The organism is Luteimicrobium sp. DT211, from assembly GCF_049844995.1.
Lineage (GTDB): Bacteria > Actinomycetota > Actinomycetes > Actinomycetales > Cellulomonadaceae > Luteimicrobium.
This window is the reverse complement of sequence record NZ_JBNCMC010000003.1, coordinates 500,525-522,183: the sequence shown is the minus strand read 5'-3', so window position 1 is coordinate 522,183 and position 21,659 is coordinate 500,525. Positions and strand designations below refer to the sequence as shown.

8 protein-coding genes and 1 riboswitch are annotated in these 21,659 nt (G+C 72.5%); of the genes, 1 reads left to right on the top strand and 7 read right to left on the bottom strand.

All coding sequences use genetic code 11. The annotated features are described in order from the left end of the window. Positions 1-130: 130 nt before the first annotated feature. From ACLQ14_RS09960 to glyA, 7 genes are all read right to left on the bottom strand, one after another. Positions 131-6,364, bottom strand: a complete 6,234-nt coding sequence (locus tag ACLQ14_RS09960) for a GH92 family glycosyl hydrolase (RefSeq protein ID WP_425812453.1) — start codon at positions 6,362-6,364, stop codon at positions 131-133. 160 nt (positions 6,365-6,524) lie between these two features. Then, complete coding sequence (locus ACLQ14_RS09955; RefSeq protein ID WP_425812451.1) at positions 6,525-7,631, bottom strand: LacI family DNA-binding transcriptional regulator; 1,107 nt, start codon at positions 7,629-7,631, stop codon at positions 6,525-6,527. 138 nt (positions 7,632-7,769) lie between these two features. Then, a complete protein-coding gene (locus ACLQ14_RS09950) occupies positions 7,770-12,473 on the bottom strand; it encodes a GH92 family glycosyl hydrolase (protein ID WP_425812449.1) in 4,704 nt (1,567 codons plus the stop codon). Between the two features lie 160 nt (positions 12,474-12,633). Next, positions 12,634-16,464, bottom strand: a complete 3,831-nt coding sequence (locus ACLQ14_RS09945) for a GH92 family glycosyl hydrolase (protein WP_425812447.1) — start codon at positions 16,462-16,464, stop codon at positions 12,634-12,636. 171 nt (positions 16,465-16,635) lie between these two features. After that, positions 16,636-17,916: an aminotransferase class I/II-fold pyridoxal phosphate-dependent enzyme gene (locus ACLQ14_RS09940; protein ID WP_425812445.1), complete on the bottom strand. Its 1,281-nt coding sequence runs from the start codon at positions 17,914-17,916 to the stop codon at positions 16,636-16,638. 49 nt (positions 17,917-17,965) lie between these two features. Next, positions 17,966-18,853: a bifunctional methylenetetrahydrofolate dehydrogenase/methenyltetrahydrofolate cyclohydrolase gene (locus ACLQ14_RS09935; protein WP_425812443.1), complete on the bottom strand. Its 888-nt coding sequence runs from the start codon at positions 18,851-18,853 to the stop codon at positions 17,966-17,968. After that, positions 18,850-20,142 carry a serine hydroxymethyltransferase gene (glyA, locus tag ACLQ14_RS09930; RefSeq protein ID WP_425812441.1) on the bottom strand — a complete coding sequence of 431 codons (1,293 nt, stop codon included), beginning with the start codon at positions 20,140-20,142 and terminating at the stop codon, positions 18,850-18,852. The genes ACLQ14_RS09935 and glyA overlap by 4 nt, the downstream gene beginning before the upstream one ends. Positions 20,143-20,201: 59 nt before the next feature. Beyond that, a riboswitch (ZMP/ZTP riboswitch) is annotated at positions 20,202-20,297 on the bottom strand. Positions 20,298-20,379: 82 nt separating this feature from the next. Here glyA and ACLQ14_RS09925 point away from each other — a divergent pair. After that, positions 20,380-21,567 carry an ROK family transcriptional regulator gene (locus ACLQ14_RS09925; RefSeq protein ID WP_425812439.1) on the top strand — a complete coding sequence of 396 codons (1,188 nt, stop codon included), beginning with the start codon at positions 20,380-20,382 and terminating at the stop codon, positions 21,565-21,567. Positions 21,568-21,659: the final 92 nt, after the last annotated feature.

Genomic DNA, 21,659 nt, shown 5'->3' with positions numbered 1-21,659 from the left:
TCAAAACCCCCCCCCCCCCCCCCCCCCCCCCCCCCGCCCCCCGCGGCGCCCCGCCCCCGCCCGCCGGCCCCGCCCGCGCCCCGCTCCCCTGTCCTGCCCCTGGCGGTCACCCTCCGTCAGGAGCGGCCCGTCACCGGTGCGGCGTGATCCGCACGGTCGGCGACGTGGCGCCCTCGACGTACGACGACGACGGCGTGAAGACCGCGCGCACCGTGATGCTCGACGTGTACGTCTTCGGCAGCGTGACCGTGAGTCGGCCCTGCGCCGAGGCCTTCAGCGCGGCGGTCGTGACCGTCCGGCCGTCGACCTGCACCGCGACCGAGCCCACCGGCCACGAGCCGTCCGACACCTTCGCGACCGTCACGGCCACCGTCGGGTGCGCGCCCGTCCGGAACGACGACCCGGTGACGCGCACCGACGTCGTCGGCTTCGTCACCGTGAACGGCGTGCGCGAGCCCGGCGACACGGCCCCGTCCGTCGTGCTGGTCTCCCCCAGCACGGCGACGGTGCTCCGGTAGGTGCCCGGACGCAGGGTGCTCGAGAGGGTGGCCGTGGCCTTGTAGCCCCAGCCGCTCCGCTCGACCTTGGCGGTGCCGAGCACTGTCGAGCCGCTGCGGAACGTCACGGTGCCGCTCGTCGCCCCGGTGACCCAGGCGGTCACCGCCGCGACCTTCGAGGAGCCGTAGACCTGCGACGGCTTCGAGAAGGCCGGGACGCCGACGGCGGCGTGCGCCTTGGCGACCGTGACCTTGACCGTGCCGCTCGAGCTTCCGGTGTAGACGTCGTCGCCGGCGTAGCGGGCCGTGAAGGCGTGCGTGCCGACGGGCACCGTGTCGAGCGTCAGCCGCGCCTTGTGGCCGACGATCGACACCAGGCCGAGCGACGTCGTGCCGTCGAAGAACTCGACCGCACCGGTCGCGCGGTTCGTGACCGTCGCCGTGAGCTTCACCGGGTTGCCGAACGCGACCTTGGTCGGGGACGCGGTCAGCGTCACGGACGACGCCTTCTTGGCGTGCTCCACGACGACGACGGCGCTCGCCGAGGCCTCCGAGTCGCGCCCGACGGCGAGGACCGGGTAGGTCCCGTCGTCCGCCTTGGCGGGGATCGTCCGCGTGGTGCTGAACGACCCGTGCTCGTCCGCCGTGACGCCGGGCGTCGCCGCGAGGGACCGGGCGGAGGTGGCGACCGGCGTGGCGCTCAGCGTCACGTCGACCGTCTCGCCCGGCTTGAACCCGGTGCCCTTGATCGTCACCGCGTCGCCCGGGTGGACCTTCGCGGGGGTGACCGTGAGGGCCGCGTGGTAGACGTCCTTGACGACGACCTTCGTGGTCGCGACGACGCTCTTCTCGCCGTCGTCGACGGTCACGGAGACGGTGTAGGTGCCGGGCTGCGCGTAGGTGTGCGTGCCCGTGACCTTGCCGTCCGCCACCTCGGCGGCGCCGACCGGGGTCTCGTCGCCCCAGTTGACGGTCGCGGTGTCCGCGCCGCCCAGGCCGCCCGTCACCGTGGCGAGCGTCGCGGTGAACGCCTCGCCCGTGGCCTGCTGGGCGACGTCGGCGCCCGCGGCGGCGATCGCCGTGTGAGCCGTCCGCTGCCCGTCGGACGCGACCGCGACGACGTGGATCAGACCGTCGCCGAGACCGTTCTCCTGGTTCGGCAGGGTGATCGACTCGACCGTCTTGCCCGCGGGGATGTCGACCGGCGCGGTCGAGAAGACCGCGGCGGCCTGGTTGTCCCCCGCGCCCGAGCCCTTGAGCCGGTCGTCCGACAGCGCCACGGCGATGTTCCCGAACTGCGGGCTCTTCGCCGCGCCCACCCAGTCGCCGTAGTCGATCGCGAGGTCCTGGGTGGTGCCGTCGGTGAACGTCAGCGTGGCGGTGCCGTGCTGCGCGTTCTCGTTGGCGGTGCCGATCACGGAGAGCTTCGTGGCCCCCGTGCCGAGGTCGAGCGCGATGCGCTGACCCTTGGCCACCGCGGTGTCGGGCTTGCCGGCGGCCACCTTCGGGAGGTCGAACGTCAGCGCGGTGCCGGGCACCGCGACCGTCGTGCCGGGCACGTAGCCCTTGCCCGCGAGCGAGGCGGCGTCGAACGTGTAGCCGTTGCCGTCGCAGTCGCCGCTGATGCCGGCGCCGAGCGTCGTGAAGCAGGTGATCGAGTACGCCCCGACCAGGGAGTCGTCACGCGAGACCGTGAGGGTCACGGGCTCCGAGGCCTGCTTGTCGCCCTGCTTCACCCACACGCGCGCCGTGTAGACGCCCGCCTTGTCGAACGTGTGCGGCGCCGTGATCTGCATCGCACCGAGGGCGGACCTGGTGACCGTGGCCGCCTGCGGCCCCTCGCCGTCGAGGAAGTCGACGGTGGCGCTGAAGTCCTTCGGGTCGGACGAGGTGCCGCCCGTCACGGTCGCGTACGCGCCCGTGAACGAGGTCCCGACCTTGCCGGCGAGCTTCTTGGCGGGGTACAGCGCGAACGCGTCGGACTGCACCGTCGTGTCGACGAGCAGCTCGAGCTCGGCGAGCGTCGGCGCGGAGCCGTCGCTCGTCGCGGTGACGTGGAGCCGGTACTGCGCGTACAGCGTCGGCTTCGCGACCGTGAACGGGCGCGTCTGCGTGGCCCAGGCGAACTTCTGGTCCGTCCGGGTGTCGAGCATCGTCCAGCTCTGGCCGTCGTTGGAGCCCTCGAGGGTCCAGGCCGTGGGCACCGAACCGCCCGCACCGTTCGTCAACGTGTACGACGCGACGGCGACCGGGCCGCTCGTCGACGACCACGTGACGGACGGGGTCGCCGAGGCGAAGGTCACCGCGCTGCGGGAGTTGTCGTCGACGAGCGCGCCGACGTCCGTGCCGTCCGTGGCCACGGTGTCGCCGTACGACGCCTTGGTCCCGTCGACCTCCGGCGTCCGGACCGCGGCGTCGCTCGTCCGCTCGCCCCACGACGTCGGCGTGGCGCTCATGTCGAACGTCAGCGTCCCGCCGCCGGCGAGGGCCGACTCGTCGAGGTTCACCCCGTCGAGCGCCTTGCCGTCGAGGTCGACCGACTTCACGTACACGTTCTGCTTGCTGTTGTCGGGCGCCTCGATCTTCAGGTCGCCGCCCTTGAGGTGGACGGTCGCGTCCTTGTACAGCGGCGAGCCGATCGTGTACTGGCCGGAGCCGAGCGCCAGCGGGTAGAAGCCGAGCGCCGAGAACACGTACCACGACGACATCTCGCCGTTGTCCTCGTCGCCCGGGTAGCCCTGGCCGATCTCGGAGCCCACGAAGAGGCGCTGGGTGATCTCGCGCACGGCCGCCTGCGTCTTGGACGGCTCGCCGGCCGCCGCGTACAGGTACGGGATGTGGTGCGAGACCTGGTTGCTCATGCCGAGCTGACCCATGCGGACGTCACGGGCCTCCTTGGCCTCGTGGATGCCGTACGAGCCCTTCTCGGGGGTCGAGAAGAAGGTGTCGAGCTTCTTCAGCAGCCCGTCGGTCCCGCCGTACAGCGCGGCGAGGCCGTCGATGTCGTACGGGGCGTGGAACGCGAAGTTCCAGCCGTCGGTCTCCGTGTAGTCGCCGCCCCACTGGGTCGGGTCGTACGTCGACGCGTCCTTCGCGAACGCGCCGGCCGGCGTCTTGCCCTGGAAGAAGTTCACGGCCGGGTCGAACATGTTGACGTAGTTGGTGGCCCGCTTGGTGAAGTAGGACGCCTCCTGCGTGAGCTCCGCGACGCGCGCCTGCGGCGTGGCCGGGTCGGCAGCCAGCTTGGCGGCCATCTTCCCGATCGCGAAGTCGTTGACGTAGCCCTCGAGCCCCCACGAGACGCTCTCGCCCGTGGCGTTCGACGTGTACCCGATGAACTCGGACGTGTCGAGGCCCTTGCGGCCCACCGCGTTCGACGTCGGCAGCACGGTCGCGTTCTTCACCGCCGCGTCGTAGGCCTCGAGCGCGAGGTCGGTGGGGATCGCGCCGGACAGGTACGCCTCGGCGAACGATGCGTCCGAGCTCGTGCCCGTCATGAGGTCCGCGTAGCCCGGCGAGGACCAGCGGGCGATCCAGCCGCCGTCGCGGTACTGCTGGACGAACCCGTCCACGAGCTCGGTCGCGACGTCGGGGTAGAGGAACGAGTACAGCGGCCAGACGGTCCGGTACGTGTCCCAGAACCCGTTGTTGACGAAGATCTTGCCGTCGACGACCTTGGCGTTCGTCGCGGTGTCGGAGGCCGTGCCGCTCTTGGCCGAGACCGGGCTGGCGTACTGCCACGTCGGGTCGGCCGCCGTGCCCGTGTTCTCGGACTGCGAGTTCGGGTACAGGTTGAGGCGGTAGAGGTCGGAGTACAGGTTGACCTTCTGCGCCTGCGTGGCCGACGGCACGTCGATGACGCCGAGCCGGTCGTTCCACAGCTTCTGGGCCGCGCCGCGGACCTGGTCGAACGACTGCCCCGCGACCTCGAGGGCGAGGCTGTGCTTCGCCTGGTCGAGCGAGATGAACGAGGTCGAGATCCGCAGCTCGACCGAGCTGTCCGAGGCGGTGTCGAACCGCGCGAACTGGGCCGTGGTGCGCCCGGTCGCGGTGCCGACGGCGCTCGGGGCGCGGTCGAACTGCCCGTACACGAACATCCGGCTCGCGCCGGCGGAGAGGCCGCTCCCGCCGTCGACCCAGCCGCTCACGGTCCCGTCGGCGGCGACCTTGAGCGACGACGTGCCGGACACCTGGTCGACGATCGCCGTGCCCGTCGCGGCCCCGGACGGGAACGTGAAGCGGTACACGCCCGCGTGGTCGGACGGGGTGACCTCGGCCTTGATCCCGTCCGTGAACTTCACGGAGTACAGGTCCGGCTGGGCCGTCTCGTCGTCGTGGGAGAACTCGAGCCCGCGCGCCGACAGGCCGGCGTCGGGGGTTCCGGTCGCGAGCGACGGCATGATCGCGAGCTGGTTCCGGTCGCCCATCCAGGGGCTCGGCTCGTGCGAGATGCCGATGGCCTGCAGGACGGGGAGGTTCTTCGCGTCGTTGCTCGACGCGTAGTTGTACAGCCAGCTGTTCGACTGCCCGTCGGTCATCGGGGTGAAGAAGTTGAAGCCGTTGGGCACGGCGGTCGCGGGGATGTTGTTGCCCCGTGAGAAGCTGCCGCTCGCGTTCGTCCCGCGGCGCGTGTCGACGAAGTTCGTCCGGCTCGAGCCGTCGATCGTCGTCGCGTGCTGGATCTTGACGTCGTCGAGCCAGCCGGAGAACGAGGTCTTCGCCGAGCCGCCCGGGTTGTCGTAGCTCAGCAGGACCTTGGTGACGTGGCGACCGGCCAGCGACGACAGGTCGACGCGCACCTTGTTCCACTGGTCGGCGTAGAGGGCCTTCTCGCTGCCCTGGTCCTTGGCGTCCGCCCCGAAGCCGTACTGGTCGGTGAGGCCCTTGGCCGACATCAGGGTGCCGTCGTCGAGCTGGAGGTCCACCGCGACGTACGTCGCGGGGTACTCGAGGTCGCTCGGGTTCATGGTCGGGAAGACCGTGTAGGACAGCTCGCTGTCGGAGCCGACGGCGATGTCGACGTCCTGGTACAGGGTGTCGGTCGACGACGCCTTGCCGTCGGCCAGGTGCGAGCCCGAGTAGCGCAGGGCCTGGGTGCCGCTGAAGCCGGCGTTCGTCTTCGCCGTCGGCGACGAGACCGGGCCGGAGCCCACCTCGGTCCGGATGGGGCCGGCCGGCGTGGGCACGTCGGAGCCGTCGAGGACGTCCCAGCCGGCGAGCTGCATGAGGCTGTCGCCGTTGTTCTGGGTGATGTTGAGCCGGTAGTACGCGTAGGCGCCCGGCTTGGCGACCGTGTAGGTGTTGGTGACGCCGCGGTCGGAGAACGACTGGCCGGTCTGGCTGTCGAGGTCGACCCAGGTCGTGCCGTCCGTCGACCCCTGGACGGTCCAGGCCTTCGGGTCGCGTCCCGCGGAGTCGTTGCCGGACGTGAGCGTGTACTGCTTGACGGTCTGCGCGGCGTCGAGCTGGTAGCGCAGCCAGCCGGTCGCGGACCGCACGAGCCACTTGGTCGAGCTGTCGGCGTCGGCGGCCTTCACGGCCGTCTCCGACGGCGGGTTCTCCGCCGAGGCCGTGACGCCCGTGACGTGCGGGAGCAGGCTCCCGTTCGCGTAGCGCACGCCCGAGACGTTCACGGGGTCGCTGAACGCGGTGCTGAGCAGGGGCGCCGCGTCGCTCTTCTCGAAGGACGACGCGAACGTGCCGCCGGCGGGGGCGTCGTCCGCCTGCGCGGCGGGGGCGACGATCCCGCCGAGCGTGACCACGAGCGCGGCGCTGACGGCGGTGACGGTGCCGATCCGGGCGGCGGATCCCGCGCGCCTCCGGGTGCGTCCGGGCGGCCGCCCGGCATCGCTGAACTGCAGGCTCATCCTCGACTCCTGGGGTTCGTCTTCACTGACGCTTCCGTGACGTGCGGTCCTGGGCGCAGCCGCACGGGCCTGCGCGCGCCTGACATCGCTGTCAGTCAAGCAGACAGTAGACAGCCCGCAGGGGGCTGTCAACAGGAAGGAGTCTGGGGGGCGCCCCGGCTCAGGAAGCGCGGGGGCGCGGCGGCCGTTCGCCCGAGCCACGCAGCACGAGCCGCGTGGGGAGGACCCACGTCTGCGGGTCCTCGACGCGCCGGCCCTCGCGGGCGAGCAGCGCGCTGGCCGCCTGCCGGCCGATCTCCGCCGGGTCGTACGAGACCGTGGTCACGCCGAGCAGGTCGGCCAGGTCGAAGTCGTCGAAGCCGACGAGCGCGAGCTCGGGCGCCAGGTCGGCCATCGCGTGCAGGACGCCCGTCGTGATGCGGTTGTTCGACGCGAAGACCGCGGTGACGTCCGGGTCCTCCACAAGGAGCTCGCGGACGGCCGCCGCGGCGGACTCGGCGTCGTGCGCGCCCTCACGCACCAGCGCCCGCCAGTCGGCGACACCCGCGGCCTCCATCGCGTCGCCGAACGCCCGCTGGCGCTCGCGCTGCGGGTGGAGCCGGGCGTAGTCGCCGACGTAGGCGATGCGCCGGTGACCGGCCGCCAGCAGGTGCTCGACGGCGGCGCGGGTGCCGCCGTAGTTGTCGAGGAGGAACGCGTCGGCGTCCATGCCCGACGGCGGCCGGTCGACGAAGACGATGGGCACGCCCCGCTCCTGCACGTCGACGAGCGAGGCGTGCGACGTCAGCGTGGACGTGAGGATGATGCCGCGGACCCGGCGCAGCGCGAACTCGTCGACGAGCACGACCTCGGCGTCCGGGTCCTCGTCCGAGCTCGCGATCGTCAGCTGCAGCCCGAGCGCGCGGACCTCCTGCTCGACGCCCTTGGCCATGACCGAGTAGAAGGGGTTCGCGAGGTCGCCCGTCACGAACGCGACGACGCCGGGCACGACGCCGCGCTTGAGCAGGCTCGCCATGGGGTTGAGGCGGAAGCCGAGGTCGTCGGCCACGCCGAGCACCCGCTCGCGCGTCTGCTCCGCCACGTACCGCTCGCCGTTCATCACGCGCGACGCGGTCTTCAGGCTCACGCCCGCGCGCTCGGCGACGTCGGCGAGGGTGGGACGCCGGACAGCAGCGCCCTGGGACGGGGCGGGCGTCCCGGTACCCGCCGCGCGCGCGTCAGCGCTGGTCCCGCCCGCGCCGATGCCTCCGCTGCCGTCCGCGCTCATGGCCCCCCGCCCTCCTGCCGTTCCTTGTGGTCGCGCCAGACTACCGCCTGACCGGCAGCATGCCGCAACATGCCCATTTCTGGGCGTGGGAGCGCTGCCACCGGGACCCACCTGGGGCTCCGCCACGAACCTCGACGGTCAGCGATGACCCCCGCCGGGTCCCACGACCACGAGGTGGTCGTAGGCGGACGTGAGGGCGGCGAGCGCCGACTCGTAGGCGCGGTGGCTGCTCGTCGCCAGGTCGAGCGCGTCGGCCGCCGCGAGCGCCTTCTCGAGCTTGCGGTACGTGACGGCGGTGACGTCGCCCGCCTGGACGGCCTCGGCCTTCGCACGCACGTCGGCGAGCTGCTTGACGACCTTCCACCGCAGCTGGTCGGCGGAGACGGTGAGCGTCCGCAGAGCCGTCGCGACCTGATCCGCCGCGGCGTCGTCGTCCCGGTCGGCCGCCTGGGCGGTCGAGAGCGCCCGCGTGAAGACCCCGAAGTCGGTCGCGAGGTACAGGTCGGCGTCGGCGGTGAGGCTGCCGTACTGCGCGATCGCCGCCTCCAGCGCGGTCTTGTCGACGCCGTAGCCCAGCGAGAACCAGTCGAGGTTGCCGACGTAGGGCTGGCTCGCCGTCGGGCTGCTCTGCAGCGCGAGGTAGAGGCTGTGCTTGCCGGTGAGCTCCGTCGGGAGCGTCACGGTGGCGGTGGCGTACGTGCCCCAGCCCGAGCCCGTCGTCGTGAGGGGCACGGTGACGTACGGGGCGCTCGACGACGACGGCGCCGCATCGACGTAGAGCCCGACCTTGCCGCCGGCGACCTTCGTCGACGGGGCGTCGTAACGCACGCTCAGCGTCGTGGCGTGGTGCGACCCCAGGTCGACGTCGGGGTAGCGGACCCAGGCGCCGTCCTTCGTGCCGGCGAGCTGACCGCCGACGCTCCCGGCCTCGGTCTTGAGGTCGGGGCCGACGTAGTCGGTGCCCGCCACGAGCCCGGAGTCGGCGGCGTTCAGCATGCCGTAGCCCTTCCGGACCGACTCGAACTGGATCGTCCTCGACGTCTCCTCCGAGGCCGCCGAGGCGTGGAGCTGGAACCAGTCGAGGTTCGCCACCCAGCTCTGGCCCGGGGCCAGGGTGCCCGTGAAGACGAAGTACACGTCCTCGACGCCGTCGAGCTTCGCGGCCTCGTCCACGGTGAAGGTGTGGGTGAGCGCGGTGTAGTTCGACCAGCCGTTCGTGGTCGGCAGGGCGATCGTCGTGACGAGCGGGCCCGTCGGCGAGCCCGTCCGGAGCTCGACCGCGGAGCTCGCCGACGCCGTCCCGGGGTTGTGCGCGTAGTCGATCACGACCGACTCGGGCGTGGCCCCGGAGAGGTCGAGCCCGCGGTACGCGAGCCACGACCCGGGCGCGACGCCGCCGACGTCGGTGCCGCTGCCGCCGCTCTCGGTCTTCAGCGTGCCGCCGGACCACTGGTCGTAGTCCTCGGCCTGGAGCAGCCGGTAGCCGTCACCGCCGATCTCGAGCCCGTCGGCCGCGGCCCGCAGCACGGCGAGGGCCCCGGACAGCACGTGCTCCGACGAGTCCTGGTCGGCCAGCACGGCCTTCGCGCCCCCGACCGCCGACTCCAGGGCCGCGAACGAGGCGGCCGAGTACCGGTCGGCCGTCACCAGCCGGGCGTCGTCGTAGAGCGCCTGCAGGTCGGCGCGCGTGCTGGTCGTGGGCGAGAGCGTGAACGGGTGGAGCGCCGTCGTGCCGGCGCCGGTGACCTCGGACGCCGAGGCGCCGTCGAGCGCCGCGTCGGAGAGCCGGACCGTGAACTCCGTCGCGGTCGCGCTCCGGAGCGTGCCCTTGAACGTGACCTCAGCGGTCGTGGCGTCGGTCCGCGCGACCTGGGCGGTGACGCCCGGGGCGAGCCCGGGGAACGTGACAGCGCCCTTCGAGAGCGCGGGACGGTTCTTGCCCGCGAACGTCGCGCCGCCGCCGAGCGTGAGGTCGACCGTGGTGCGCACGCGGCCCTTGGCGTCTGCGGTCAGGCTGGTGGTGCTCGGCCTGAGCGTGTACCCGGCGAAGCGGACCTTGAGCGTGAGCGCACGCTCGGCGGCGCTGGGCGCCGTCCCCGCGAAGGCGGCCGCGGCGAGGGTGACGGCGAGGCCGTCGGTCGAGTCGTCGACCAGGTGCTTCGCTGCCCGGCCCGTGAGGGTGAGGTCGAGCGTGCTCGCGCCCGTCTTCGTCGCCCTGAGCCGCAGGCCCTTCGGCACGCCGGTCGCGTCGACCTTCGAGGTGAGGTCGGACCCGACGTTGCCCGCGAAGGTCGCGCCGGTCACGGAGACGGTGACCGCGTTACCGATCGAGCCGTCGTTCCTGGTCGACTCCTCGAAGACCCGCGACGACGTGGAGACGGCGTCGGCCGGGTGGTAGAGGGCGCTGCTGACGTGGTCGTCGGCCGAGTCCTCGGAGACGCCGTTGGCGCCCCAGGACGAGGGCTTCGACCCCATCGTGAAGTGCAGGACACCGCCCGCGTTCATCTCCGCGGCGGTGAGCCACGTGCGGTTCAGCGGCTGGCCGTCCAGCGTCGCGCTCTGGATGTAGTGGCTCGTCGGGCTGACGCCGGGGGCCTCGATCACGAGGTCCTTGCCGCCCGGGTAGTGGATCGTCGTGCGGTCGAAGATCGGCGAGGTGATCTGGAAGCTGTCGCCGCCCGCCGTCACGGGGTACAGGCCGAGCGCGCTGGACACGAAGTAGCCAGACATCGTGCCGGCGTCGTTGTCCATGGTCTCGAGCATGCCGTCGGGCGTGTTCTGGTAGACCCGCTTCTTCGACGCCGTGGTCGAGGAGCCGTCGGCGGTGTAGCTCGTGCACACCGGCTCGGTGACGGTGCGGTAGGTGAGGTCCTGCGTCTGCGCGGGCTCGCCGACGTAGTTGAACAGGAACGGCGCGTGCACCGAGATCTCGTTCGCGTACAGGTGCAGGTTGCGCGAGCAGTCGTCGGTGTAGGTACCGAAGAAGTAGTTGACCGCCTTCGCGGCCTGCTCCTTGCCGCCCATCAGGTCGACCATGCCGCCGAGGTCCTGGGCGTCGTACCAGGCGTACTGCCAGAGCGTGCCCTGGTAGAGGCCCGCGGCCTGCCACTGCTCGGGGTCGGTGTACGTGAAGGGCGCGGTGTCGCTGTTCGACGACCGCGGCATGAGCAGACCCACCTGGTCGACGCCGGCCGCGGAGCCGGTCGCCGCCTTCGCGCGGGCGTCGGTCGTCAGGGCGTCGGCGTCGTAGTCCTCGGCCCAGCGCGCCGCCTCGTCGCGGTAGCGCTCGGCGTCGGACGTCTTGCCGATCGCGTCCGCGATCACGGCCAGGCCGGCGGCGTCGTACGAGTAGCCGAGCAGGCCGCCGGCGCGCGAGTCGAGGTTCGTCAGGCTGGCAGGACCGCCGACCTGGGCGACGAGCGCGGGGTACGCCTGCGCGAGGCCCTGGAGGTCGACGCCCTTGGAGATCGCGTCCGCCACGACGACGGGCGCGCGCTCCCAGCGCACCGTCGGCACGGACTGCAGGAGGCCGCCCACGGAGCCCTTGCCGCTGCTCCCGACCTCGGCGTAGAGGTCGACGAGCGACTGGACGACGTCGCGGTAGACGTCGGGGAAGACCGAGGCGACGGCGGCGTACTTGTGGAAGTCGTCCCACAGCGACCACGAGTCGTAGTGGGTGTAGCCGTCGGCGCGGTAGACGACGCCGTCCGCGCCGCGGTACGTCCCGTCGGTCGACGTGGCGTTCATCGGGCTGTCCGCCAGGCGGTACAGGTGCGTGTAGAACTGCTTCCTCAGGTCGCCCGTCGGGTCGTTCGCGGTGCTCGCGTCCACTTCGACCTTGCCCAGGCGGTCGTTCCACTCCGCCTTCGTCGCGCTCCGGACCTGGTCGAACGTCTTCCCGCCGACCTCGACCGCGGCGTCGCGCTGCGCCTGCTGGGCGCTCACGGGCGAGAGCGTGACGCGCAGGCCGACGTGCTCCCCTGCGGTCGCCTCGAAGCCCAGCACGGCGCCGATGTCCGTGCCGTCCTGCGTCGTCTTCGTGTCGCTCAGCCCGGCAGAGCCCCACGTCTGGACCGAGGACGTCGGGACCGTCGTCTCCGCGTAGTAGTACAGCTTGTACGCCGAGTTGTAGAAGTAGCCGGTGAACGACCCCGAGAGCGTCGTGTTGCCGTCCGCGCTCCGGCCGACCTTCAGGTCGGTCGCCTTGCGGCCGTTGCCCGTGTGCTGCAGGTCGACGACGAGCGAGGCGTGCCCCGCGGAGTCGAACGTGTAGTCCTGGACGCCGGTCCGCGTCGCGGCGGTGACCTGCGCGTCGATGTCCTTGCCGCCCTCGTCGAGCCCGACCTGGTAGTACCCCGCGGTCGCCGTCTCGTCCTTGGTCCCGTCGTTCGTGCGGACGGACTTCTGGTAGCTGCTCGTCGACGGCCGGGACGTGTAGCTCTGGTACGTCGGCACGACGAGGACGTCGCCCGCTCCCCCGCCCCCGCCGACGCCGTCGAGCGCGACGTTCGTGAAGCCGAGGAGCGTGTCCGACGTGTACTCGTAGCCGACGTGGTTGCCGTTCGTCGTCGTCGGCGTCACCGTGGCGAGGCCGTACGGCGCGAAGGCGCCGGGGCCGTCCTGCCCGTGGTCGCCCTGCGTGCCGATGAACGGGTTGACGTACTGCGTGTAGTCCGTCGGTCCCGTGGTGGCCTGCGCGGCGCCCGCCGGCCCGGCCAGCGGTACGACGACGGCGGACGCCACCAGCGCGAGCGCCGCGGGAAGGGCCGCGCTCCGGGAGCGAGGGGTGCGGATCGACCGGCGGGGCTGCTGGGCTGCGCGCGTGTGCGACAACGCTGTCATGGGCGGGACTGTACGCATCTTCACGGCGGCGAGTCAATCAGCGTCGCGAGCACCCCGGGCGACGCAGGCGGGACGCTCAGGTGAATTCGCTGTGACCCGCCGGCGGAGGCCGCGGGCGGCGGGCCCCCGTCAGGAGGCCCGCCGTCCCGCGGCCCGGCCGCTACCGCTTCGCGACGGGGACCGTGCGGCCCGTCGTCACGCGAAGGTCCGCGTGCCCCGGCGCGCTCACGACGACCTCCGCCGTGATCCGCTTGCCCGCCTGGGCCCGACCGAGCACGAACGTGCCCTGGTCGGCACCGGCGATCCGGTGTCCGTCGGCGAACCACGAGTACGCGAACGACGGGTCCGCGACGTCGTAGGTCCCCGGGTGGATCGTCAGCTTCCCCCCGACGACGACGTCACCCGAGATCCACACCGGGTCCTTCGCGGTGATGACGGCCGGGCGGACCCGGACCGGTGCCGAGGTCACGGACCCGCTGAGGTACCCGTCCGCGCGGCCGACGGCCGTCACGGCGAGCGCCTTGCCGACGTCCGAGGCCCGGACGGTGTAGTCCGCGCCGCTCGCGCCCGCGACGGTCGTCCCGTCGACGCTCCACCGGTAGGTGGTGGCGGTGCCCGCGGCGTTCCAGGTCGGCGCGACGGCGTGGACCGTCGAGCCCGGCCGGGCGTCGCCGGTCACCTTGACGGGCTTCCGGGCCGTGACGGCCGCGGGCCTGGCGTCGGACGCGACGGCGAACACGTGGAGCTTGGTGTTCGTGGACCACGTGAGGGACGCGAGGTGCTTGCCGGCCGGCAGCGCCACGGCATCCGTCGCGAACAGCCCGCACGCGACCGAGTCCGTCCCGGTCCCGCCGCCCGACGAGCGGTGCGCCGTGCGCCCGACGAGGACGTTGCCCTGCGCGGGGCTCCCGGAGCACCAGTCGGTCAGCGTGACGGCGACCTTCTGCGTGGACCCGTCTGCGAAGCCGAGGGTCACGTCGCCGGTCTGGTTGCCGCTGGCCCCGGCGCCGACGAACGCGATCTGGTGCGCCTTGCCCAGCGCGGCGGACACGTCCGTCGTCGCCGGGTCGGCCGAGCCGACCACGTTGTCCGGTCCCGTCGTGGCGCCGCCCAGCACGTAGGTCAGGTCGGTGCCGGGCACGGTGTGCTCGCCGCCCGCCCAGAGCCCGGCGCCCGCCATCTCGTCGCGCAGGTACGCCCAGCCGAGGCCGTCGAAGTCGCCCGAGCCGGCCTTGCCCCGGTCGGCGATGCCCGCGTTGTTGAAGGCGCCCTGCAGCCAGGAGTCCCCGGCCACGACCACCTGGACGGTGTCGCGGATGACCGTGCCGTCGGCGTCGCGGACGGCGACCTTCACCTCGTGGTTGCCGAACGCGGTGTCGGGGGCCAGGTGGACGGTGACGTCGACGGAGGTCTGGGCCGCGCCGCCGTCGGCGGTCACGGACCACGGCTCGGCGCCGGCGGACCGCAGGCTGCGGTCCTTCGACGTGGCCGACACCGTGCCGTGCCGCGTGCCCGAGCCCTGCGCGAGCACGGCGACCGGGAGGGTGACGTCCCCGCCCGGCGTGCCGTAGACGGCAGGCACCGACACGCCGGCCGTGAGCCGGTCCGGGATGGACGCGCCCGACACCAGCGCGCCGGGCGCGGCGTCCGCGCCGGTGGCCCACGCGGAGGGCTTCGAGCCGACGGTGTACGCGAGCGTCCCGGCCGACGTGAGCTGCGGGCCGGTGAGATAGGCGCGGTCCACGTCTCCGCCGTCGGAGGTCAGCGACTGCACGTAGTGCGACGAGTCGGAGACGCCGTCGGCCGTGATGGTGAGGTTCCCCGCCGGGTAGTAGGCGCGGTCGAGCGCGATGTCCACACGGTCGAACGCCGGCGTCGACAGGCCCCAGAGGTCGGCGCCGGGCTGGATCGGGTAGATCCCCAGCGACGACGCGACGTCCCAGGCCGACATCTCGCCGAGGTCGTCGTTGCCGGTCACGCCGGTCGGCCCGTCCGTGAAGAGCGTGAGCGCGGCGCGCACGACGTCGGTGGTCTTCCACGGCTGACCGGTCCACAGGTAGCTGTACGGCGACGCGAGGTCCGGCTCGTTGTTCGGGTTGTACTTGTCCTGGTTGTAGTAGTCGTACGACCCGCTCACCCAGACGTTCTTGGCGGTGTCGGCGGGGTCGGCGAGGACCTTGTCGTAGGCGAAGAACGCGTCGAGCCGCTGCTCGGCCGCGTCCTTGCCGCCCATGAGGTCGACGAGCGCCGGCATGTCCTGCGGCACGAGCCACTGGTACTGGACGGCCGTCCCCTCGTGGAACCCGGGCGCGCTCGCCGGGTCCGTCTCGGCGACGAAGAGCCCATCGGCTCCGCGGGCCCGGAACGACTTGGTCGTGGAGTCCCAGATCGACCGGAAGCTCTGCGCGCGGTCCGCGTAGCGGGCGGCGTCGTCGGCGTGGCCGAGGCCCTGCGCCATGGCCGACAGCGACGCGTCGGCCAGCGCGTACTCGAGCGTCGCCGACCCGCCGTGCTGCAGGTCGTAGTCGCCGGGCTTGCCGGTGGCGCTGGGCTCGTAGGGGACATAGCCGTCGGCGAGGTAGGTCGCGTTCCCCGCGCGCCCGTTGGAGGGCGACGAGGCCGGGGGCACGCCGTCGGCGTTCTGCTTCAGGACGGCGTACGCCTCCTCCTCGTGGCCCTTCAGCAGGCCCTGGCTCCAGGCGTCGACGAGGAAGGGGGTGACCGGGTCGCCGGTCATGATGTTCGTCTCGACCGGCCCGTAGCTCCAGCGCGGCGCCCAGCCGCCCTGCTCCCCCTCGAGCACGACGGAGTACGCCATGTCGGCGGACTGCTCCGGAGCGAGGAGCGAGAGGAGCTGCTGCTGGGTGCGGTAGGTGTCCCACAGCGAGAAGTCCTGGTAGTACGTGAAGCCGTCGGCCGTGTGGACGTCGCCGTCCCACCCGCGGTAGCGCTGGTCGACGTCGGTGCCCGTGTTCGGGGCGAGGAACGTGCGGTAGAGCGCCGAGTAGAAGGTCTTCAGCCGCGTCTTGCCCGCGTCCGAGGTGTCCGACGACGTCACGGCCACCTGGCCGAGGCGGTCGTCCCACGCCTTCGTGGCGGCGGCCTTCGCCGTGTCGAAGCCCGACGCCTCCGCGGCCAGGTTGGCGGCCGCGCCGTCGGCGTCGACGTAGCTCAGCGAGGTCTGCGCCTCGACCACGCGCGCGTCACCGCCGCTGCCTGTCGTGTCGAACTGCAGGTAGGCCCCCGTGCGCTGGGTCGAGCTCGCCGAGACCGACCCGGCCGTCACCGTGTCGCCCGTCCACGTGCCCGACGCCGTGAACGGCCGGGAGAACGTCGTGCGCGTGTAGACCGTGAACGGCTTGGTGTCCTGGCAGAACCCGTGCACCGTGGTGGCGGTCTCGACCGTGCGGTCGCCTGTGATCTTCACGCTCGAGCTCGACACGCCCGACAGCGCCTGCCCCGCGTCGACCAGGACGTCGGCCTTGGTGGTGGACGGGAACGTGTACCGCTGCACGCCGGTGTGCGCGGTCGCCGTGAGCTCCGCCTTCACGGTCCCGCCGGGGGCCGCGAGGCCGACCTCGTACGACCCGGGCGACGCGGCCTCGTCGTCGTGGCTGAAGCCGAGCGCGTACGCGGCGTCGTCGGTCTTCGTGACGTCGCCCGTCGTGGGCAGGATCGGGACGAAGCCGCCGAGCCCGCAGCCGACGCCGGACAGGTGCACCTGCGAGAAGCCGCGGATGCTGTTCTGCGTGTAGTCGTAGCCGGTGTTGTGGCCCGTGTCGGGCGAGAGCTGGACCATCCCGAACGGGACGGTCGCGCCGGGATAGGTGTTGCCCTCGTCCTGGGTGCCGATGAACGGGTTGACGTAGGACGCGGGGTCCGCGACGGGTGAGCCCGCCGCGGCCTGGGCGGTGGGGGCGCCGACGAGCGCACCACCTCCTGCCAGGACGAGCGCCGCGACCGGGGCGACGATGCCGAAGGTACGCCTCATGGTGTCCTCTCTGGGTAGCCGCGGCCGCGCCGGTGCGGCCGCGCGCTGACAACGCTGTCCGACTGGCGACAACGCTGTCAAGAGGGCACGCCGCCCGGCTTGCGCGAGAACGTCGACGGCGACGCCCGGAGCGGTCCCGGAGCGTCGCCGTCGGCGGCCGTGTGGCAGGCGTCAGCGGCCGAGCTGCGCCTCGGCTGCGGCCAGCAGCACGCACGTCGCGACGCCGTCCATCGCCTCGCGCAGCTCTCCCATGGACGGGAACGTCGGCGCCAGGCGGATGTTGCGGTCGCGCGGGTCCTCGCCGTACGGGTACGCGGAGCCGGCCGGCGTCAGGGCGATCCCGGCGTCCTTGGCGAGCCCGACGACGCGGCGCGCCGTCCCGTCGACCACGTCGAGGTCCACGAAGTAGCCGCCCAGCGGCCTGCTCCAGGTCGCGACGCCGTGCCCCCCGAGGCGCGCCTCGAGGATCTCCTGCACCGCCCCGAACTTCGGCGCGAGGATCTCCCGGTGCCGGCGCATGAGCGCCCGCACACCCTCCGCGTCCTCGAGGAACCGGACGTGGCGGAGCTGGTTGAGCTTGTCCGGCCCGATCGACCCGTAGGCGAGGTGCTTCAGGTACCAGGCGACGGTCGCGGGCGACCCCGCGAGGAACGCCACCCCGGCGCCGGCGAACGTGACCTTCGAGGACGAAGCGAAGACGACGAACCGGTCCGGGTGGCCGCTGCCGGCCGCCAGGCCCAGGACGTCGACCGCCTTGGCCTCGTCCTCGGTCAGATGGTGCACCGCGTACGCGTTGTCCCACATGACCGTGAAGTCGGGGGCCGCCGCCGGCATCGCCGCGAGCCGGGCCGCGACCTCGAGCGTCGTCGTGTCGCCGCTCGGGTTGGCGTACGTGGGCACGAGCCACATGCCCTTGATGCTCGGGTCCGTGGCGACGAGCCGCTCGATCGCGTCGACGTCGGGACCGGTCTCCGTCATGTCGACGGTGATCATCTCGATGCCGAGCGCCTCGAGCATCGCGAAGTGCCGGTCGTAGCCGGGGACCGGGCACACGAACCGGACGAGGTCCTCGCGTCCCCACGGCCGCGGCGAGGCGTCGCGGCCGTGGAGCAGCGCGAAGGTCAGGACGTCGCGCATCATCGTGAGGCTCGACGCCCCGCCGGCGACGAGCTGCGACGCCGGGACGCCGAGCAGCTCCGACCAGACGGCCCGCAGCTCGGGCAGGCCCGCGAGCCCGCCGTAGTTGCGGCAGTCCGTGCCGTCAGCGGCGCGGAACTCGTCCGCACCCGGCAGCGCGAGCAGCGCGTTGGAGAGGTCGAGCTGCTCGGCCGACGGCTTGCCCCGCGTGAGGTCGAGCCTCAGCCCACGGGCCTGCAGCTCGGCGTACTGCGCGGTCAGGCGGTCGTGGAGCTCCGTGAGCGCCGCGCGGTCGAGGGCGTCGAGCGTGGTCATGCGTCCATCCTGTCTCGGGCTCGGTCTGTCGCGCGCCGGGGCGCGCAGGTCAGGCGATCCCCGCGGCGCGCTCGGCCGCGGCGACCACGTTGCTGAGGAGCATCGCGCGCGTCATCGGCCCGACGCCGCCCGGGTTGGGCGACAGCCAGCCCGCGACCTCGGCAACCCCCGGGTCGATGTCGCCCGCCAGCTTCGCCTTGCCCGACGGCGCGGTGCCGACGCGCGTCACGCCGACGTCGAGCACGGCGGCTCCCGGCTTCACCCAGTCCGGCTTGACCAGGTGCGGGACGCCGACGGCGGCCACGACGACGTCCGCCCGGCGCACCTCGGCCGCGAGGTCGCGGGTGCGCGAGTGGGTCAGCGTCACGGTGGCGTCGACGCCCTTGCGCGTGAGCAGGAGCCCCAGCGGACGTCCGACCGTCAGCCCGCGCCCGATCACCACGACGTGCGCGCCGGACAGCTCGACGTCGTGCCGGCGCAGCAGCTCGAGGCAGCCCGCGGGCGTGCACGGCAGCGAGGTCGAGATCTCGCCGTCGACCCCGAGCACGAGCTCTCCCAGGTTCGCCGGGTGCAGGCCGTCGACGTCCTTGAGCGGGTCGACCGCGACCAGCGCGGCGTGCTCGTCCATCCCCGCCGGCAGCGGGAGCTGGACCAGGTAGCCGGTGACGGCCGGGTCCGCGTTGAGGCGCTGGATCGTCGCGTGGACCTCGCCCTCGCTGACGTCGGCCGGGAGGTCGACCCGGATCGACTCGACGCCGATCTCCGCCGAGTCGCGGTGCTTGCCGCCCACGTAGCTGTGCGAGCCTGGGTCGTCGCCCACCAGGAGCGTGCCGAGGCCGGGGACGATGCCGCGCTCGCGCAGCGCCGCCACCCGGACCCGCAGCTCGTCCTTGATCGCCGCGGCGGTCGCCGTCCCGTCGAGCCGCTGCGCGGTCACTGGTGCAGCCCGGGGTAGAGCGGGAACTGCGCCGTGAGCGCGTCGACGCGCTTCTTCAGGCCCTCGACGTCGGACGACGCGCCGTCGCGCAGCGCGGTCGCGATGATGTCGGCGACCTCGGTGAACTCGGCGTCGCCGAACCCGCGGGTCGCGAGCGCCGGCGTGCCGATGCGCAGGCCGGACGTGACGCGCGGGGGCCGCGGGTCGAACGGCACGGCGTTGCGGTTCACGGTGATGCCGACGTCGTGCAGGAGGTCCTCCGCCTGCTGGCCGTCGAGCGCGCTGTGGCGCAGGTCGACGAGCACGAGGTGGACGTCGGTGCCGCCGGTCAGGACGGACACGCCCTTGTTGGCGACGTCCGCCGCGCCGAGGCGCTCGGCGATGAGCTGCGCGCCACGGAGCGTGCGCTCCTGGCGGTCCTTGAAGCCCTCGCTCGCGGCGACCTTGAACGACACGGCCTTCGCGGCGACGACGTGCATGAGCGGGCCGCCCTGCTGGCCGGGGAAGACCGCGGAGTCGATCTTCTTGGCGAAGGTCTCCTTGGAGAGGATGAAGCCCGAGCGCGGGCCGCCGATGGTCTTGTGCACGGTCGAGGAGACGACGTCGGCGAACGGCACGGGGCTCGGGTGCAGCCCGGCGGCGACGAGGCCGGCGAAGTGCGCCATGTCGACCCAGAGCTTGGCGCCGACCTCGTCGGCGATCGCGCGGAACGCCGCGAAGTCGAGGTGGCGGGGGTAGGCGGACCAGCCGCCGATGATGACGTCGGGCCGGTGCGCGAGGGCCGCCTCGCGGACCTTGTCCATGTCCACGCGGTACGTCTGCGGGTCCACGCCGTAGGCGGCGACGTCGTAGAGCTTGCCGGAGAAGTTGATCTTCATGCCGTGCGTGAGGTGGCCGCCGTGCGCCAGCTCGAGGCCGAGGATCTTGTCGCCCGCGTTGATGAGCGCGTGCAGGACCGCGGCGTTGGCCGTGGCGCCCGAGTGCGGCTGGACGTTGGCGTGCTCGGCGCCGAACAGCGACTTGGCGCGGGCGATCGCCAGGTTCTCGGCGATGTCGACCTGCTCGCAGCCGCCGTAGTAGCGGCGGCCGGGGTAGCCCTCGGCGTACTTGTTCGTGAGGACGGAGCCCTGCGCCTGCAGGACCGCGCGCGGCACGAAGTTCTCGGACGCGATCATCTCGAGGGTGTCCCGCTGGCGCGCGAGCTCGCCGTCGAGGACCGCCGCGATCTCGGGGTCGAGCTCGGCGAGGGACTGGTTGAGGACGTCGTTCTGGCTGGGCTGGGCGCTCATGCTTCTCCCTGTCGGGGCCGTGTCCCGCGCGACGAGTGCCGGACGGGACGAGGGTCGGAGACCGGGGCCCAGGCGAACGACCCGTGTTGCGTCGGTCCGAAAGCATGTCGCTCCCCGGTGGTGATCCACCTGATGCGCCAGTCGCGACGTCGACCATGCTAGCCGAGATCCCGCCCCGGGGAGGCCCCTCGACGCCCCCTCGACGGGCCGATCGAGGGTGAGGTCTAGCATGTCCCCGTGCCAGAGCGACGACGCCCGACCGGCAACCAGGCTTCATTGCGTGAAGCCAACCGCACCCGAATCATTGCTGCGGTCAAGCATCACGGCGCCCTGACCCAGGTCGAGCTCGCCGGCGCGACCGGCCTCTCCCCCGCGACGGTCTCCAACATCGTCAAGGAGCTCAGCACCTCGGGCATCCTGCACACCGCCCCCAGCACCCGCAGCGGCCGGCGCGCCCAGCGCGTGACGCTCGCCCACCAGCTCGGCCTCCTCGTCGGGATCCACGTCTCCACGCGCCACATGCACGTCGCGCTCGCCGACACCCGGTACACCGTCGTGACCGAGCACCGCATGCCCCTCGCGCGGGACCACCGGGCGGACAGCGAGCTCGACAAGGCCGCCCTGATGATCAGCGACATGATCGAGTCCGTCGAGGTCGAGCGCGACGAGATCCTCGGCATCGGCATCGCCGTCTCGGCGCCGATCGACCGGCGGACCGGGACGATCGCGCGCCACGGGATCATGCGGGGCTGGGACAGCGTCGCGATCGCGGAGAAGATGACACTGCGGACCGGGTGCCCCACCCACGTCGAGAACTCGTCCAACCTGGCGGCGCTCGCCGAGCTCCGGCTCGGCGCCGCGCGGGGCAAGTCGGACGTCGTCGTCCTCGAGCTCAGCGACGGCATCGGCGCCGGGATCATCGCCGACGGCCGCGTCCTGCGCGGCCACCACGGCACCGCGGGCGAGTTCGGGCACATGGTCGTCGACTCGCGCGGCCCGATCTGCCGCTGCGGCAACCGCGGGTGCCTCGAGGCGGTGGCCGGCATCGACGCCGTCCTCGACGACATCAACGAGGGCCGCAAGCGGTCCGTGAAGTTCACCGACCTCGTGGTCGCGGCGATGACGGGCGACGGCGCCTCGATCCGGGCGATCGCCGACGCCGGCAGGTCCATCGGGCGCGCCGCCGGGGGGCTCGCGAACCTGCTCGACCCCGAGCGCGTCGTCGTCGGCGGAGAATTCGCCCGGGCCGGCGAGCTGCTCCTCGGACCCATGCGGCACGCCTTCGAGTCGGCCCTGCTCCGCGACGTCGACGAGACCCCCGACGTGGTGCAGACGCACCTCGACCAGCGGGGACCCGTGCTCGGCGCGCTCGCCCTCGCGATCGACTCGGTGAACGTCCAGGACCTCGTGCCACGTAACGATTGAGCATCTCCGATCGAAGCCTTGTCTTCAGGCATTGACCCCAAGATGGGCGACTGCCATGCTCGTTCGAGCCGCCGAAGAGGGCGGATCCCCAA